This is a genomic window from Sphingobium fluviale (assembly GCF_004122115.1).
Classification (GTDB): domain Bacteria; phylum Pseudomonadota; class Alphaproteobacteria; order Sphingomonadales; family Sphingomonadaceae; genus Sphingobium; species Sphingobium fluviale.
On sequence record NZ_SBKP01000001.1, the window covers coordinates 145755 to 159843 of the forward strand.

The 14089-nt window shown below is 66.1% G+C and carries 20 protein-coding genes; 12 read left to right on the forward strand and 8 right to left on the reverse strand.

From position 1 onward, the window contains the following. Positions 1 to 14: 14 nt before the first annotated feature. Together EQG66_RS00785 and EQG66_RS00790 are read right to left on the reverse strand one after the other, a co-directional pair. On the reverse strand, positions 15 to 1295 hold the full coding sequence (locus tag EQG66_RS00785) for an ATP-binding protein (RefSeq protein WP_245987760.1): 1281 nt from the start codon (positions 1293 to 1295) through the stop codon (positions 15 to 17). Continuing rightward, on the reverse strand, positions 1288 to 2133 hold the full coding sequence (locus EQG66_RS00790; protein ID WP_245987762.1) for a response regulator: 846 nt from the start codon (positions 2131 to 2133) through the stop codon (positions 1288 to 1290). Before EQG66_RS00790 ends, EQG66_RS00785 begins: the two co-directional genes overlap by 8 nt. A gap of 48 nt (positions 2134 to 2181) precedes the next feature. On the opposite strand from EQG66_RS00790, the gene EQG66_RS00795 reads away from it, so the two are divergent. The 3 genes from EQG66_RS00795 (at position 2182) to EQG66_RS00805 (ending at position 3996) form a co-directional block, all read left to right on the forward strand. Further along, a complete protein-coding gene (locus EQG66_RS00795; protein ID WP_129402646.1) occupies positions 2182 to 2691 on the forward strand; it encodes a hypothetical protein in 510 nt (169 codons plus the stop codon). Positions 2692 to 2752: 61 nt separating this feature from the next. Next, positions 2753 to 3181, forward strand: a complete 429-nt coding sequence (locus EQG66_RS00800) for an EF-hand domain-containing protein (protein WP_164975551.1) — start codon at positions 2753 to 2755, stop codon at positions 3179 to 3181. A 5-nt stretch (positions 3182 to 3186) separates the two neighbouring features. Further along, positions 3187 to 3996, forward strand: a complete 810-nt coding sequence (locus EQG66_RS00805) for a sterol desaturase family protein (protein ID WP_129402648.1) — start codon at positions 3187 to 3189, stop codon at positions 3994 to 3996. Here EQG66_RS00805 and EQG66_RS00810 read toward each other — a convergent pair. Further along, positions 3993 to 4574 carry a TetR/AcrR family transcriptional regulator gene (locus EQG66_RS00810; protein ID WP_129402649.1) on the reverse strand — a complete coding sequence of 194 codons (582 nt, stop codon included), beginning with the start codon at positions 4572 to 4574 and terminating at the stop codon, positions 3993 to 3995. The two genes, EQG66_RS00805 and EQG66_RS00810, sit on opposite strands and share 4 nt — an antisense overlap. Positions 4575 to 4716: 142 nt before the next feature. Between EQG66_RS00810 and EQG66_RS00815 the strand changes: the two genes are divergently transcribed. Both EQG66_RS00815 and EQG66_RS00820 read left to right on the forward strand, forming a co-directional pair. After that, on the forward strand, positions 4717 to 5355 hold the full coding sequence (locus EQG66_RS00815; protein ID WP_129402650.1) for a YdhR family protein: 639 nt from the start codon (positions 4717 to 4719) through the stop codon (positions 5353 to 5355). A gap of 89 nt (positions 5356 to 5444) precedes the next feature. Then, the gene (locus EQG66_RS00820; RefSeq protein ID WP_129402651.1) at positions 5445 to 6224 is read left to right on the forward strand and encodes an enoyl-CoA hydratase/isomerase family protein; all 780 of its coding nucleotides are present in this window, start codon (positions 5445 to 5447) and stop codon (positions 6222 to 6224) included. 53 nt (positions 6225 to 6277) lie between these two features. Here the strand turns inward: EQG66_RS00820 and EQG66_RS00825 are convergent, their stop codons facing one another. Both EQG66_RS00825 and EQG66_RS00830 read right to left on the reverse strand, forming a co-directional pair. Beyond that, positions 6278 to 6991, reverse strand: coding sequence for a helix-turn-helix transcriptional regulator (locus EQG66_RS00825; protein ID WP_129402652.1), 714 nt, complete (start codon positions 6989 to 6991; stop codon positions 6278 to 6280). Between the two features lie 11 nt (positions 6992 to 7002). Next, a complete protein-coding gene (locus EQG66_RS00830; protein WP_066765520.1) occupies positions 7003 to 7629 on the reverse strand; it encodes a glutathione S-transferase family protein in 627 nt (208 codons plus the stop codon). 126 nt (positions 7630 to 7755) lie between these two features. Here EQG66_RS00830 and EQG66_RS00835 point away from each other — a divergent pair, with 126 nt between their 5' ends. After that, positions 7756 to 8073, forward strand: a complete 318-nt coding sequence (locus tag EQG66_RS00835) for a DUF1905 domain-containing protein (RefSeq protein WP_066765517.1) — start codon at positions 7756 to 7758, stop codon at positions 8071 to 8073. Between the two features lie 8 nt (positions 8074 to 8081). Here the strand turns inward: EQG66_RS00835 and EQG66_RS00840 are convergent, their stop codons facing one another. Genes EQG66_RS00840 through bufA2 form a run of 3 tightly spaced genes read right to left on the reverse strand, consistent with a single transcriptional unit; the run spans position 8082 to position 10039 of the window. Next, positions 8082 to 8870, reverse strand: coding sequence for an HvfC/BufC N-terminal domain-containing protein (locus EQG66_RS00840; RefSeq protein ID WP_066765515.1), 789 nt, complete (start codon positions 8868 to 8870; stop codon positions 8082 to 8084). Then, positions 8867 to 9700 carry an MNIO family bufferin maturase gene (gene bufB / locus EQG66_RS00845; protein ID WP_066765514.1) on the reverse strand — a complete coding sequence of 278 codons (834 nt, stop codon included), beginning with the start codon at positions 9698 to 9700 and terminating at the stop codon, positions 8867 to 8869. Before bufB ends, EQG66_RS00840 begins: the two co-directional genes overlap by 4 nt. A 51-nt stretch (positions 9701 to 9751) precedes the next feature. Beyond that, positions 9752 to 10039 (reverse strand): BufA2 family periplasmic bufferin-type metallophore, encoded by a 288-nt coding sequence (gene bufA2 / locus EQG66_RS00850; RefSeq protein ID WP_066765512.1) that lies wholly within the window; start codon positions 10037 to 10039, stop codon positions 9752 to 9754. A gap of 179 nt (positions 10040 to 10218) precedes the next feature. Between bufA2 and EQG66_RS00855 the strand changes: the two genes are divergently transcribed. From EQG66_RS00855 to EQG66_RS00880, 6 genes are all read left to right on the forward strand, one after another. Further along, positions 10219 to 10503: a BufA1 family periplasmic bufferin-type metallophore gene (locus EQG66_RS00855; protein WP_066765510.1), complete on the forward strand. Its 285-nt coding sequence runs from the start codon at positions 10219 to 10221 to the stop codon at positions 10501 to 10503. 20 nt (positions 10504 to 10523) lie between these two features. Next, entirely contained in the window at positions 10524 to 10997 is a 474-nt protein-coding gene (locus EQG66_RS00860; protein ID WP_066765508.1) for a DoxX family protein, read from the forward strand. Further along, positions 10994 to 11524 (forward strand): sigma-70 family RNA polymerase sigma factor, encoded by a 531-nt coding sequence (locus EQG66_RS00865; RefSeq protein ID WP_129402653.1) that lies wholly within the window; start codon positions 10994 to 10996, stop codon positions 11522 to 11524. Before EQG66_RS00860 ends, EQG66_RS00865 begins: the two co-directional genes overlap by 4 nt. 1 nt (position 11525) lies before the next feature. Next, positions 11526 to 12170: an NrsF family protein gene (locus tag EQG66_RS00870; RefSeq protein ID WP_129402654.1), complete on the forward strand. Its 645-nt coding sequence runs from the start codon at positions 11526 to 11528 to the stop codon at positions 12168 to 12170. Between the two features lie 250 nt (positions 12171 to 12420). Beyond that, positions 12421 to 12753: a helix-turn-helix domain-containing protein gene (locus EQG66_RS00875; RefSeq protein WP_066765503.1), complete on the forward strand. Its 333-nt coding sequence runs from the start codon at positions 12421 to 12423 to the stop codon at positions 12751 to 12753. Further along, positions 12750 to 14045: a type II toxin-antitoxin system HipA family toxin gene (locus EQG66_RS00880; RefSeq protein WP_066765502.1), complete on the forward strand. Its 1296-nt coding sequence runs from the start codon at positions 12750 to 12752 to the stop codon at positions 14043 to 14045. Before EQG66_RS00875 ends, EQG66_RS00880 begins: the two co-directional genes overlap by 4 nt. Positions 14046 to 14089: the final 44 nt, after the last annotated feature.

The following is a 14089-nucleotide window of genomic DNA, read 5'->3' on the forward strand; positions in this document are numbered from 1 at the left end:
TCGCAGCAGCCACATCAAGCGCAATTGATAGTGATGCAGGCCTCGAATCCTCCGGCGGTTCGCGCGAAGGCAACATGCCCCCCCTGTGCGGTGACGGCGCGCTCGACGATAGCAAGACCGAGCCCGGTGCCATCGCCGCCGCGCGCGGCATCGCCCCGCGCGAAGGGACGCATCAGATCCCCGCTGCTGACGGCCTCGAACCCGGCCCCGGCATCGGTTACGGCAATGATCAGGCTCTTGTCGTCCATGCGCGCCTCGACCCGCACCGGCGCAGCGCCGTGCCTCAATGCATTGGCAAGGAGATTGCCGACCGCCCGTGACAAGGCGAGGGGCCGGACCTTCGCGGTCAGGCCGGGCGCCGCCGCGAGCGCGACCGGGGGCAAGGCCGCGTGGTCGGCCACAACCTGTTCGAGCAATGCGGCGATATCACAGCGCTGAAATTCTTCCGCCTCGAACCCCCGCGCAAAGTCCAGGAACTGGCCGAGCATGGCCTCGATTCTCTCCACCTGGCGCAGCGCGGTCGCTTCCAGTTCGGCGTCGCCACCGCGCATCATCTCCAGGCACAGCCGCAGGCGGGTGAGCGGGGTGCGCAAATCGTGGCTGACCCCGCCCAGCATCACCGCGCGCTCGGCCTCGTGCGCGGCGAGCCGCTCGGTCATCCGGTTGAACGCGGTCGCGACCGCCGCCACTTCCTGCGGTCCCGACGTATCGAGCGGCGCGTGTGCCTGCTCGGGCGTATAACCATCGACCGCCGCGGCCAGGCGGCGCAGCGGTTGGTCGAGACGGCGCTGCAACAGCAACCCGCCGACCGCAGAAACGAGGAAGGCAATGAAGCTGGCCATCAGGAGGCTGGTCATCGCCCCCCGGCTGCGCGGCGGGGTCACGCTGACCCAGTAGTCCTGCCCGCCCAACGTCAGGCTGACCCAAAGGCGACGCCCGGCATCGGTGCGCCAGACCAGGTCACGCTGGGTGGCGAGGCGATCGGCGAGCGCGCGGGTGAACTGCCGTTCGATGAACGAGGGAAAGCGCGGGCCATCGCCGGGCACGTCATGCGCCCGGCGGATCGCCATGGCGCCGCGCCGGTTGATCTGGGCGATGAGCGCGGCACGGCGTGCCGGCGGCAAGCCGTCCATGGCGGAGGACAGCGCCTCGATCATGTCGGCGGTGACACTGGCAACGCGTGCGGTCTGGGGCTGTACCACCAGAGCCATGACGAGCAGGCCCGCGAGCAGCTGCCCGGCGAGCACGACGCCAACCAGCAGGGCGATGTTACGGTGGATCAGGCGCCTAACCATCGTCGCCTTCGGTGAGCACATAGCCCACTCCCCACACCGTGCGGATATGGCGCGGGCTCGCGGCATCGTCGCCGATCGCACGGCGCAAGCGGGCGACGGCGACATCGATCGCACGGTCGGTCACTTCGGCATCGCGGCCCAGTGCCCGGTCGATCAGCTGCGCGCGGCTCAGGGGCCGGCCGATGCTGCGGGCGAGCGCGGCCAGCAGCGCATATTCGCGCGAGGAGAGCGGCAGCACCGTACCGCCGCGCGAGGCAGTCATAGTGGAGAAGTTGATGGTGAGCGGCCCGACCTTCACCGTCTCGTCGCGGGACATGTTCCGTTCCGGACCCAAACGCCGCAGCAGCGAGGCGATGCGCGCCACCAGCTCACGCGGCAGGAACGGTTTTGCGAGATAGTCGTCCGCGCCCATTTCCAGCCCGAGCACGCGGTCCACCGGATCGCCGCGCGCGGTGAGCATGATCACCGGCACCTGGTCGCCGCCCGCGCGCAAACGGCGCAGGATCGCCAAGCCGTCCTCGCCCGGCATCATCAGGTCGAGCACCACGACATCGGCGGGCTGGCGCTGGAGCGCGCCGTCCATCGCCTTGCCGCCATCGACGCTGCGTACCTGGTAGCCGTGCTCGGCCAGGAAGCGCTGCAACAGCGCGCGCAGTTCGGGATCGTCATCGACGACAAGTATCCGGGCGGGCTTTTCGCTCATGGCAGGACTTTGGCAGCGCGGCAACGGCGCGGCCAGAGTCGAAAATGTGACAAGCCGTGACAAAGTCGGCGTTTTGTCATGGCTTGCCGCAACATGGAGCTGGCGCGACATCGCCGCGATGCATCTTCTGGGCATTCACAGGGCGTCCAACGGACAAGTCCTTTCTGCCCAGGAGATTTTTCGATGCTCAAGTCCACCAAGACCCTCACGGCGCTTGCCGCCCTTCTCGCCATCACCCTCGCCACCACCGCCGAGGCCCGCCAGGGCTCGTTCCGGGCACGCGGCGCCAACGGCGTGGTCGCCGGCGCGACCGGCGCCAACGGCAGGGCCGTGCGTGCCCGCGGCACCACGACCAATGCCGACGGTTCGACCACTCGCGCCAGCGGCGGCGCATTCCGCGGTGCCAACGGCAGCTCGGGCTACCGCGCTTCGACGACTACCGCCAATACCGACGGTTCGGTAACCCGTGCCGGTCAGGCTGCCGTCAGCGGCGCCAAGGGCAGCGCGGCCAGCTCGGGCAGCTTCACTCGCGGTGCCGACGGCACTTGGTCGGGCGGGCGTTCCACCAGTGCCACCAATGCCGCGACCGGCAACAGCTATTCCGGCTCGACCACGATCGATCCCGCGACCGGCAAACCGGTGCATTCTGGCACCTGCACCGATGCCGCCGGAAACGTCATTTCCTGTAACTGAGCCCCCCGCCGGCGGACGCGGGTGCCTTTCCCGCGTCCGCCGCTTCAAAGGCCCGAACCGCATGATCCGCCTGACAGTTCTTTCCGCAGCCGCGCTGACGGTTGCGCTCGCCCTGCCGGCCACCGCCGCCCCGGCGCGCGGCATTCCCGACAATGCCATCGAGCAGCTCCGCTCCGCGGACCGCAATCACGATGGCCAGGTAAGCCGGGCCGAACTGGTCGGCTACCGCGCCACGCAATGGTCGCGCTTCGACCGCAACGGCGACGGCCATTTCAGCCGCGACGATCTTCCCGGCTTCGCGCAATCGCGATGGGACGGCGAAAAGCTGGCCGGACTGCGCCACGCCTATGACCGCGACGGCGATGGCATGATCAGCCGCGCCGAATTCGTGAACGGCCCGACCCCGGCTTTCGACATGGCCGATGCCAATCGCGACGGACTGGTCAGCGAGGACGAACTGCGCGCGCTATCCGCAAAGATGAGGAACTGAGCGCCATGCAACTGGCGATGAAGCATCCCTGGGTGCTGCTCGTGATGCTGCTGGCGGTCGCTGCCGAATTTCTCTGGCGGCGCCGTCGCGGCGGCTACGACCTTGGCGGGGCCTCGGCCAGCTTCGGCGTGGCGCTTGGCCAGGCGGTGATCCGCCCGGTGACCGGCGTGGCGCTGATCGCTATTTTCCGCGCTGTGTTCGATCTGGCCCCGCTCAAGCTGGCGGCGGACGACTGGCGCACCTGGGCGGCGGGTTTCGTCGCCCTGGAGTTCGCCTACTACTGGTTCCACCGCGCCAGCCACCGCGTCCGCTGGCTCTGGGCGACCCATGCGGTCCACCATAGCGCCTGCGAACTGGTGCTGCCTTCCGCCATCCGGCTTGGTTGGACTGAGTTCTTCTCGCTGGGCTGGATGTTCTTCGCGGCGGTGATCCTGGTCGGCTTTCCGCCACTCGTCGTGGTGACACTGCTCGGCCTCAACCTGATCTACCAGGTCCCGCTGCACACAGAGGCGATCGGACGGCTCGGGGCGCTCGAATGGGTGCTCAACACCCCTTCGCACCACCGTGCCCACCACAGCCGCGACAAGGCCTTTCTCGACTGCAACTTCGGCGGCGTACTGATCGTGTTCGACCGCCTGTTCGGCACATTCCGCGCCGAGCCCGAAGGCGGCGGGCTGACCTACGGTCTCGTCCACGGCATGGATTCGCGGAACCCGGTGCGCATCGCGCTGCATGAATGGAGCAGGATGTTCACCGACATGCGCGCTGCAAGGGGCATCAAGGCGAGGCTGCGCATCGCGCTGGGCGCACCCTAGCTCTGGTGCAAGAGTGCCATCGCTCCCGCCCGGAGAGCTTCCGCGATATCATCCGACATCCGCGGCGACGCCATGCTGCGAGCCAGCGTAACCCCGCCCGACAGCAATGCCAGCAGGGCGAGTGCCCGGTCATGTGTCGTGCCGCGTTCGAGCCCGGTCAAGCCCTGCGCCACGGCCTGAACGACGGCCAAGAAGGCCGCTTCATATTCGGCGCGCACCGTTTCGTCCGCGCGCATGACGTCCGGGGTAAGGCTTTGCAGCGCACAGCTCTGACCGAGATCGCAGGTCCGGCGCTCGCCCAGATAGAAGTCGATGAAGGGATCGATCCAGGCCGCCCCATGCTCCGCCTGCAATGCCTCTATCGCGGTGGCCAGATCCTTGAGGCCGCCAACGGCGATTCCGCGGAACGCCTCATCCTTGGATTTGAAGTGTCCGTAGAAGGCTCCCGAAGTGACGCCGGCTTCCTTCGCAAGACCATCCACGCCGATGCCGCCGTAGCCGTGGCGGCGGAAGGCACGGCCCGATGCCTCGACGATACGGGCGCGGGCTTCAAGCTTTTGTTCGGCGGAATAACGCATGGGCAGGCCTTTGCATCACGGTCGTTATTTTGCGTTTGCCACGCATAACGATCGCTATCTAATGGATGGATAACGACCGTTATATGAAAGGTCGTGTCCGCTGGCAACCGCTGGCGGCTATCCTGCACGCAAGGAGCATCCCATGCCCTCTGACGCCAAGGCCTTCGTCTACACCGAACTCCAGATTGCGCTTCCCTTCGGCGATGTTCCCTGGGCCGAGCTCAACGCGGAAATCCGCAAGCAGCCGGGCTTCGTCAACAAGACCTGGCTTTCGGGCATCGGCACGGGTTCGGTCGGCGGTTTCTACGAATTCGACAGCGTGGAGAACGCCAAGCGCTTCGTCACCGGCTACTTCCCCGGGGAAGCCCGCAAGTTCGGCGTCGCGCAGACGACCCGCGTGTTCGACGGCTCGGTGGTGGTGGAGGCCAGCCGGTTCCTGAACTCGCTGCATTTCGGCGGAACGCTGGGGACGCAGCCGGCGGCATTCCTCTATACCGAAGTGCAGGTCTCCGCGCCCTTCGATGCCGTCCCCTGGCGCACGATGAACCCAGTCCTGAAGGCGCAGCCCGGCCTGCTCCACAAGACCTGGCTCAGCGGTGCGGACAATCATTCGGCTGGCGGGTTCTATGCCTTCGACACCATCGAGCACGCCGCCCGGTTCGCGACCGACTATTTCCCGACCGAAGCTGCCGGGCTCAATGCCGCCTATACCACCCGCCTGTTCGATGCCGGACCAGTAGCGGATGCCAGCCGCGCGATGGCCTCACCCTATTTCGTTTAGCATCAGCGGTCGCATCGCTGCCGCGTTCTTGCGCCGGCAATGCATAGCCATGATACATGCCGCCGTGGCGCAATGAGCGGAGGGCAATCATGGGCAATGCGATCGAGTTCGAAGTGAGCGAAGGCATTGCCCGGATCGTCCTCAACCGGCCGGACGCGGGCAATGCCTTCAATGCGCAGCTGGCGCGCGAACTGGCCGAAGCCGCGCTCGCCTGCGATCTCGATCCCTCGGTGAGAGCCGTGCTGCTGACCGGGCGCGGCAAGATGTTCTGCGCGGGCGGCGACCTCAAGGCCTTTGCCGGCTTCGGCGATGAGGCCACACGGTGCGTCAAGCAACTCGCCGACGATCTGCACAAGGCGATATCGCTGTTCGCGCGCATGGATGCCCCGCTCGTCGTCGCGGTCAACGGAGCCGCAGCGGGCGCCGGGTTCAGCCTGTCGATCGCGGGTGATATCGTCATTTCCGCCGACAATGCCAAATTCACCATGGGCTACACCGCAGTGGGCATGAGCCCGGACGGCAGTTCGACCTGGTATCTGCCGCGCCTGATCGGCCTGCGCCGCGCGCAGGAAATGGCCTTCACCAACCGCAGCCTGAACGCAAGCGAAGCGCTGGACTGGGGCCTTGTGACGCGGGTGGTTCCCGCGGCCGAACTCGACGAGGCGGCCATGGACCTGTGTCGTCGGCTAGCCGCCGGTCCGCGCGGTGCGCAGGCCATGGTGAAGAAGCTGCTGCTCTGCTCGTCCGGTAACGCCCTTGAGGTGCAAATGGAAATCGAGGGCCGGGCGATCGCCCGTGCCGCTGGCGCACCTCAAGGCATAGAGGGGGTGCAAGCATTCGCGGCGCGGCGCGCACCGGTCTTTCGATAGGTAGAGGGAACGGGCAGGCAGTTGGGCTCGCTGGACAATGGTCCCTTGCCGGGTCAGGCCGGTGAGCCAGCGACAGCTTGCGGAGCGCGAACTTCGGATTCTCTCCACTGCTTGCGGAGCTGGCGAAGTGTGGGGGCAAATCGTTCGGTCTGGATCGTCGCGGATGCGATCCGATCGGAGCGGAAGTTGCGGAACGCGCCGCGCAGTTCGCACCAGCCGACGATGAGCCGTACCCGTTCGAAATAGCCGATATGGATTGGCCAGATGATGCGGGTGCTCGCCCGTCCCTGCTCGTCGCGATAGGTGAGGCTCAGCTTGCGCCGCTCCGGGATCGCGCGGCGCAGGGCCTGCATATCGATGGCGTCGCACGCCATGTCGCGTACGCACCCCGCCGCGAGCAGCCCCGAACTGTCGGTCAGATGCCGCATGTCGCCGGGCAGGACGGCCTCGAGCTTGGCGAGAAGATCTCGGGCGCCACGGGCCAGCGCAGGATCGCCGCGCTCCATGACCCATTGGGCACCGAGCAACGCGGCTTCCAGTTCGTCCGCGGTCAGCATCAGCGGCGGCAACTCATACCCCGCTTCCAGAATGTAGCCGACCCCGGCTTCGCCGCGCACCGGCACGCCGCTGGCGACGAGGTCTGCCATGTCGCGATAGATGGTGCGCGGGTCGCGCTCCATCTCGTCCGCCAATTCCCGCGCGGTCATCGGCCGCCGCGCGCCGCGCAGGATCTGGATGATCTGGAACAGGCGGTCCGCCCGGCGCATTGCGTCTCCCGTCAGGTCGCCATGGCGTGCGCCATCAGTCCTTCAGCAACGGCCACGCCCTTCATCGCCCCCATGCCATCATACCATGCGGAAATCGAGGGCGTCGCTGGGCGTGCCTGCGCAAGCACCAATTGCGACAGACAGGAGAAGACCGCGAGATCGGCGATGGTGGGCGTTGGGCCGGCGACATGAGCGGACTTGCTCAGCCGCTCCTCAAGGATGGGCGCTAGGCCGGCGAGCGTTTCGTGCCCTTTCGCAACCTCCGCTTTGTTTCCTTGTTCCCTCAGAAACACGGTGTTGAACACGATGTCGCGGGTCGCGGGCGCAAGCCTGCATTGCGTCCAGTCCAGCCAGCGGTCTACCTCGGCGCGTGCCCACGGGTCGCCGGGATACCAGTCGTCGAGGCCATGCCTGTTGCACAGGTAACGCAGGATCGCGTTGCTTTCAGCCAGCGCTAGGTCGCCGTCGACCAGCACGGGCACCTGCCCGTTGGGGTTGAGCGCGAGGAAGGCGTCACTGCGATGCTCGCCCGCCATCATGTTCACCTCGCGCAGATCGTGGGGCAGATCGCACTGGGCCAGCAGCGCGATCACGCGGCGCGCATAGAACGACCAGGGATTCATGTGGAGCGTGTACATTGGCGTTGTCCTTTTGTCGGATTGGGCATCCCTGGATTAGCGCAAGGCTCCTGACAGCATTATGTCAGGATGATCGAGCTGCGTCGAGCTTGACCCTTGCCCTTCCTCATCGCAGGCGGGCATGGAATGCGAATGGAAACGATACGACATACCGCGCCGCTGTGGCGCTGGTCGGGCAGTAGCGGCGGAAACTGGTTCTTTATCACTATCGACGGCGAAGCGGGCGAGATGCTTTCGGCGACCAGGCTGATGCGGCGGCTCGAAACCGGGACCGTGCGCGGCTTCGGTTCGATGAGGGTATTCGCCCGGATCGGCGAAAGCCGTTGGAGCACATCCGTCTTCCCGCAGAAGGAGGGCGGCTGGCTGCTGCCCGTGAAGGCCTCGATCCGGTGCGCCGAAGAGATCGGCGAAGGGGACAGGGTGGAATTGGCCTTGGAATTCTGACACGCGGATTATCCGGCTACCGGCAAGCCGGACGAGACGCCCTGCACGATGCCTCTCCCGATCCAGTCACCGAGCATGGCTCCGGCTTCGGCGGCCGCCTGATCGGCCGGCAGTTCCTCCGCCAACGCGGCGCAGATCTCTCCGAACGAGGAACCGGCCCGCATCGCGGCGAGGTGGTTGCCGTCGCGCGCCGGAACTTGGGCAAACACGGGTTCCAGCCCCTCGCGCCAGACGATGCAATGCATCGGAGATTCTGGCAGAGGAGCATTGGCCGGCGGTTCCTCACGCTCCAGCGCCCGCCACAGGGCGCCGCAGTCGCGCGACACCGCTCGCACATGGAGCGAGGGCATGAAGGCGAGCCGCATCGTCGCCCAATCCTCCTCGCCGAAATCGCTCGTCGCTTCGGCAAAGCCGGCCGCGTCCATCGGCGGGCAATCGGGCGCGGTGAAGGCCAGATGCATCGCCCATTCAAGCCAGGCGAGATCGGCCACGTCGGGATCGGCGGCGAACAGTTCCTCCAGCGTTTCGACGAAGCCCTCGCCGATCAGGTCCAAGGTCCAGCCCTGCGGCGGATGGAGGATCAGGCGGTGCGCGGCGGCCTGCGCGAAGGCCTCGTCGCCAACCCATAGCGCCGTCTTTGGGGAGGTTTCGCGCAGGGCATCGATCAGCCGGGTGCGATAGGCGTTGCGATAGATCGCAAGCCCCTCGCCCATGCGCGCATCCCAATGCCGCGGCAGCGGGCGCTCCTCGTCGAGCACATGGCCCATGAACTCCTGCTGGAGCGCGGCGAGGCTCATGCCGCCCGCCTTTCCGTCTGGGCGGCGATGTCCCGCGCGACGTCCAGTTCCGCCAGCAGTACGGGAAGCGGCGGGATCGCATCGTCCCGCTCGATCATGGTGGCGACCGGCCCCGTCATGGCGATGGCCTCGGCATAGAGCGCCCAGACATCGTCGCAGACTTCCCGATCATGCGTGTCGATCAGGATGGCGCCCGGCGTGTGGCCGGCAAGATGGATCTGGCGCACGCGCTCCATCGGTATGCCGGCGAGAAAGTCATCCGCGGCAAAGCCGTGGTTTCGCGCGCTGACATAGACGTTGTTCACGTCGAGCAGCAGATGGCAGCCGGTGCGGCGGCAGACTTCGGAGAGGAACTCCCATTCGGCCATCTCGTCATCGGGAAAGCTACAATAGCTGGAGGGGTTCTCCAGCAACAGTTCCCGCCCCAGTGCATCCTGCGCGCGAGCGAGGTTGGCGCAGACCACGTCGAGTGCTTCCGCCGTATAGGGAAGCGGCAGCAAGTCGTGGCTGTTGTGGGCGCTGGTGCGCGTCCAGCACAGGTGGTCGGACATCCATAGCGGCTCGATCCGCTCTGCCAGCGCCTTCAACCGGGCAAGGTAGTCCCAATCTACCCCCTGCGCCGAACCTACGGACAGCGAAACCCCATGCATCGCTACCGGATAGCGCTCACGCACGGCATCAAGCACCGCGAGCGGGCGGCCGCCGTCGACCATGTAGTTTTCCGAGATGATCTCGATGAAATCGACCGGCACATCGCCTGCCATGAAGGCGGAATAATGGGGACGGCGAAGGCCGAGCCCGAAGCCGTGAAAGGAAGGGATCCCGCTCATGCGATACTCCGTGGCAGCGGGCCGGCTCCAGCTGGAACCGGCCCGCTCTGCTTAGCCGAGGTCGCCGATGGTGCCGCCGCGCGTCAGGCACTGCCCCGCCGCCATAGCCTTGAAGCCCTGCCCCTTGCAGCTGTTCATGCCCTTACATTCGTGCGTGGTGGTCTTGCAGTCAGCGCTGCCCTTGCAACTGTTGACGCCATAACAATGGACGGCATCGTCCTTGCCGATGGCGCGGCCGGTGCTGCCGGCGGGCGGCTCGGCCGCAAAGGCGCTGGCGGCCGAAAGCGCGAGCGCGGCGGCGGCCGAAGCGATGCTGGCGGTCTTGCGGGTGATCGTCATGGAATGTCCTTTCAAGCGAATGGTCTTGCCCGCTGGGCATGACAGGGTTCGCCGGAACGCCGTGCGAGGTTACATCGCCCGAAAATTCATGGACGTGTAACCATTGCCCCGATTTTCGCGAACCACAGGGCAGCCATGGCCAGGCCGTGGCGCAACGCCATGACGAAAGGACGTTCACGATGAACAGAAACGCATCGCTGGCAATCGCCGGTATCGCCCTGTCGGCGGGCATCGCCGCCAGCCTTGCCGCCACTCCTGCCGATGCCGCCAAGCCCGAAATGGAAAAATGCTATGGCGTGGCCAAGGCCGGGAAGAACGAATGCGCCGCCGGACCGGGCACAAGCTGCGCCGGCACCGCAACCCGCGATTACCAGGGCAACGCCTGGAAGTTGGTGCCCAAGGGCAGCTGCGTCCGCACCCAAACGCCGAAGGGGCCAGGCTCGCTGACGCCGATCAACCGCTGATCCTTCGGGAGGGTAACGCCATGCGCCGTCTGATCGACTGGCACGACCGGATCGTTCGCCTGCTTTCCGGCCGCATCCCGGGAGCTGTCGCTCTGCTCGCCACGCGCATCGCGCTTGCCGGCATCTTCTGGCGATCGGGCCGCAGCAAGGTGGTCGAAGGAACCTGGCTGGAGATCAGCGACGCCACGCGTTTCCTCTTCGCCGAGGACTATAAGGGCGTACCGTTGCCGCCCGAACTGGCAGCGCCGCTGGCGGCATGGTCTGAGCACCTGTTCCCGATATTGCTGGTCCTGGGGCTGGCGACGCGGCTTTCGGCGCTGGCGCTGCTGGGCATGACGATGGTGATCCAGATCTTCGTGTTTCCCGAAGCCTGGTGGAGTGTCCACAGCATCTGGGTGGCGCTGTGCCTTGTCCTGATCGCGCGGGGCGGCGGGCTCTTTTCGCTTGATGCGGCAGCTGGCAGGATGATCCCTCGAGCGAGCAAATCCGCATGATGGCCGACGAGCAGACCCTTTCCCGCCTGATGGCCGCCGCGCAGGCCGGCGACCGGCAGGCCTATGCGGTGCTGCTCGCCGAGGCGCGGCGCTGGCTGCTGCGCTACCTTGCGCGCAAGGTGCCGCCCGCCCACCTCGACGATCTCGTGCAGGAAGTGCTGGTCTCGCTCCACGCCAAGCGCGCCAGTTATGATCCGGGCCGGCCCTTTCTGCCCTGGCTTGCCGCGATCGCACGCTATCGCTGGGTGGATCACCTGCGCCGCAGCTACCGGCGAGCGGAAGTCGAACTGGGCGAGTCCGACGCCGCGCATGAAGGCGACGCCGATGCCGTCATGGCGCGGATCAGCCTCGATCGGCTGTTCGGCAGCCTGCCACGCGCACAGGCGCGGGCTATCGAGCTGGTGAAGATCGAAGGCCATTCGATCAGCGAGGCCGCCGCCCGCTGCGGGCAGAGCGAGCCCTCGGTAAAGGTGAATATCCATCGCGGCCTCAAGAGGCTGGCCGCGCTGATCGAGAAAGCGGACTGACATGAAGCACGACAGCAACAGTCTCATCGATGCGCTGGTGGACGAGCTCGTTCCCGTGCGTCCGCTGCGCCGCGCCGAAGGCGGCGCGCTGGTTCTGGCGGCCACAGTGCTGACCGGGCTGTTGGTTCTGGCCATCAACGGGATTGCCGGCAATGTGCTGGCTGGCGCCGTCTCGCCGATGTTCCTGCTGGCGAACGGCCTTCTTCTGCTGTTGGGTGTGGCGGCCAGCGCGAGCACGATCGCCATGGCAAGCCCGCGCGTGGGCAACCGGCATGACGGTACCGGCTGGGCCCTGGCCATGGCGGCCGTCTTTCCCGCGGTTACCCTGGCGCTGCTCGCGGCCCACCGTGCGGACCTGCCCCATCTGCTCGACGTCGCCGCGGGCTGGCACTGCCTGGTCGAGGCGCTGCTATCCTCGCTTGTCGTGGCAGGCGCACTCCTGCTGTGGCTCAGGCGCGGGGCGCCGGTTTCACCGCGAACCGCTGGGATACACCTCGGGGTCGCCGCGACCGCGCTGGGAACCGCCGTCTATGGGCTGTCCTGCCCGGCGGAAACCATCTACCACCTCGGCATCTGGCACGCGCTTCCGGTGTTGGTGGGCGGCCTGATCGGTCGTATTGTAGTTCCGCAGCTACTACGTTGGTGAACTTGGACAGGCTGATCGACGATTGCCTCCACCGGTTATCGCCCCTCGCCTGAACCGTCCACTGCTCAGCGCAGCTATCAAGCTCCACCCCCTGCGGAACCTCAGTCCACATCGGAAATTACACCGCGAGCGCGGACGCAAATGAAGGTTCGACAGGTCGGCATAGGGAGAAGATGCATCGACATCCTCATCTTTAGGGCTTATATACGCTACCAAATTATGATTATGGTCGTATATATGAGGCCTTGAAGTGAAGTCGACTGTCGCTGAAACTCTGCCGATGCGTGTCAGGCGCTCCCTTGCCAAGCTAGGGGCGGACATTGCGCTCGCCCGGCGCAAGCGCAGCCTCACGGTTCAGATGATGGCGGAGCGTCTGGGCGTCGCCAAGAGCACATATCTCAAGATCGAAAAGGGCGATCCTTCGGTGGCACTCGGCACTTATGCCATGGCCTTTTTCGTGCTCGGCTTCAACGACGTGCTCGGCGACGTGCTCGATGCGCGCCACGACGAGCAGGGACTGCTGCTCGACCAGCAGCGCATCCCGAAGCGCGTGCGTCCGCCCAAGACCGCGAGACCCCTGTGAACCGCACCATCCGTATATTCATGGGCGACGAGGCCCGTCCCGTCGGCGTTCTGCGTTATGATCAGCAGGGCGCCCGCGAAAGCGCCTCGTTCGAATATGACGAGGCCTGGCTTACCAGCCCGGACAGGTTCGCCATCGAGCCGGGGCTGCGACTCGTCGCGGGTCCACAGTTTCATCGCAAGCAGGGCAACGGCTCGGTCTTCCATCCCGCCATAGCGGACACCGAGCCCGATGGATGGGGGCGACGCGTGATCCAGCGCGATCACGCCAAGCGCCGGCAGGAGGCAAGGCGGCGCGGCGCGCCTGTCGCCGGACAGGCGCTCAATTCGCTCGACTATCTGCTCGCGGTCGATGACGTCAGCCGTGTCGGCGCGCTGCGGCTCCAGGATGAAGACGGGGTCTTTCAGCGGGCACAGGAGGACGGGCGACGAACGACGCCGCCCCTGATCGAAATCGGACAACTGCTTGCTGCCAGCCATGCGGTCGAGCGCGGTACGGAAACCGAAGCCGACCTTGCCTATTTGCGCGGGCGTGGAACTTCTCTCGGAGGCCTGCGCCCAAAGTGCACGGTGCTCGACGAGGATGGCCGGCTGGCTATCGGCAAGTTTCCGAGCATCAGCGACGAACGTGCGGTGACCAAGGGTGAGGTGCTGGCCATGCGTCTGGCTCGCCGCGCTGGCATCGATGCTGCGCACGCGCGCATCATCGACAGCGACGGGACACCCGTTGCGTTGATCCGGCGGTTCGACCGTCCTGCGACAGGCGGACGGCTCATGTATATTTCAGCAGCGACAATGCTGGGGGCTGAGCCCGGCGATCATGGCGAACATGCCTATACGGAAATCGTCGATGCGTTGCGCCAGAACGGCGCGGCACCGCAGGCTGACAGCGAGGAGCTGTGGCGCCGGATGGCATTCTCGATCCTCATCACCAACGTCGACGATCATCTGCTCAACCATGGCTTCCTGCATGTCGAGCGCGGACTATGGCGGCTGGCGCCAGCGTTCGACATCAATCCGTTCCCGGAGCGCCTGCGCGAGCTCAAGACCTGGATATCGGAAGACACCGGGCCGGAAGCGACGATCGAAGCGCTCCTCTCGGTGATACCCTATTTCAGGATAGCGGCGGATCAGGCGCGTGCCATTCTCGCCGAAGTCGAGGCCGCGGTCGCGGCCTGGCGCGAAGAAGGCGCCCGGCTTGGCATCAGCGCGGCCGAACTGGATGATTTTGCCGACGCGTTCGAGCACGAGGAGCGCGAAGCCGCACAAAAAGCGATCGGAAGAGAGAATTGAAATTGATGGCCGAGGATTGTTCTCCATTCGTTCCATTGCTAGTG

Excerpts from the sequence above, each read along its gene's own strand:
- EQG66_RS00865 (WP_129402653.1), top strand. The coding sequence starts at position 10,994 with ATGATGGCCGACGAGCAGACCCTTTCCCGCCTGATGGCCGCCGCGCAG.
- EQG66_RS00870 (WP_129402654.1), top strand. The coding sequence starts at position 11,526 with ATGAAGCACGACAGCAACAGTCTCATCGATGCGCTGGTGGACGAGCTC.
- EQG66_RS00855 (WP_066765510.1), top strand. The coding sequence starts at position 10,219 with ATGAACAGAAACGCATCGCTGGCAATCGCCGGTATCGCCCTGTCGGCG.
- EQG66_RS00860 (WP_066765508.1), top strand. The coding sequence starts at position 10,524 with ATGCGCCGTCTGATCGACTGGCACGACCGGATCGTTCGCCTGCTTTCC.
- EQG66_RS00815 (WP_129402650.1), top strand. The coding sequence starts at position 4,717 with ATGCCCTCTGACGCCAAGGCCTTCGTCTACACCGAACTCCAGATTGCG.
- EQG66_RS00820 (WP_129402651.1), top strand. The coding sequence starts at position 5,445 with ATGGGCAATGCGATCGAGTTCGAAGTGAGCGAAGGCATTGCCCGGATC.
- bufA2 (WP_066765512.1), bottom strand. The coding sequence starts at position 10,039 with ATGACGATCACCCGCAAGACCGCCAGCATCGCTTCGGCCGCCGCCGCG.
- EQG66_RS00835 (WP_066765517.1), top strand. The coding sequence starts at position 7,756 with ATGCGAATGGAAACGATACGACATACCGCGCCGCTGTGGCGCTGGTCG.
- bufB (WP_066765514.1), bottom strand. The coding sequence starts at position 9,700 with ATGAGCGGGATCCCTTCCTTTCACGGCTTCGGGCTCGGCCTTCGCCGT.
- EQG66_RS00805 (WP_129402648.1), top strand. The coding sequence starts at position 3,187 with ATGCAACTGGCGATGAAGCATCCCTGGGTGCTGCTCGTGATGCTGCTG.
- EQG66_RS00830 (WP_066765520.1), bottom strand. The coding sequence starts at position 7,629 with ATGTACACGCTCCACATGAATCCCTGGTCGTTCTATGCGCGCCGCGTG.
- EQG66_RS00810 (WP_129402649.1), bottom strand. The coding sequence starts at position 4,574 with ATGCGTTATTCCGCCGAACAAAAGCTTGAAGCCCGCGCCCGTATCGTC.
- EQG66_RS00800 (WP_164975551.1), top strand. The coding sequence starts at position 2,753 with ATGATCCGCCTGACAGTTCTTTCCGCAGCCGCGCTGACGGTTGCGCTC.
- EQG66_RS00785 (WP_245987760.1), bottom strand. The coding sequence starts at position 1,295 with ATGGTTAGGCGCCTGATCCACCGTAACATCGCCCTGCTGGTTGGCGTC.
- EQG66_RS00825 (WP_129402652.1), bottom strand. The coding sequence starts at position 6,991 with ATGCGCCGGGCGGACCGCCTGTTCCAGATCATCCAGATCCTGCGCGGC.
- EQG66_RS00840 (WP_066765515.1), bottom strand. The coding sequence starts at position 8,870 with ATGAGCCTCGCCGCGCTCCAGCAGGAGTTCATGGGCCATGTGCTCGAC.
- EQG66_RS00795 (WP_129402646.1), top strand. The coding sequence starts at position 2,182 with ATGCTCAAGTCCACCAAGACCCTCACGGCGCTTGCCGCCCTTCTCGCC.
- EQG66_RS00790 (WP_245987762.1), bottom strand. The coding sequence starts at position 2,133 with ATGCCCAGAAGATGCATCGCGGCGATGTCGCGCCAGCTCCATGTTGCG.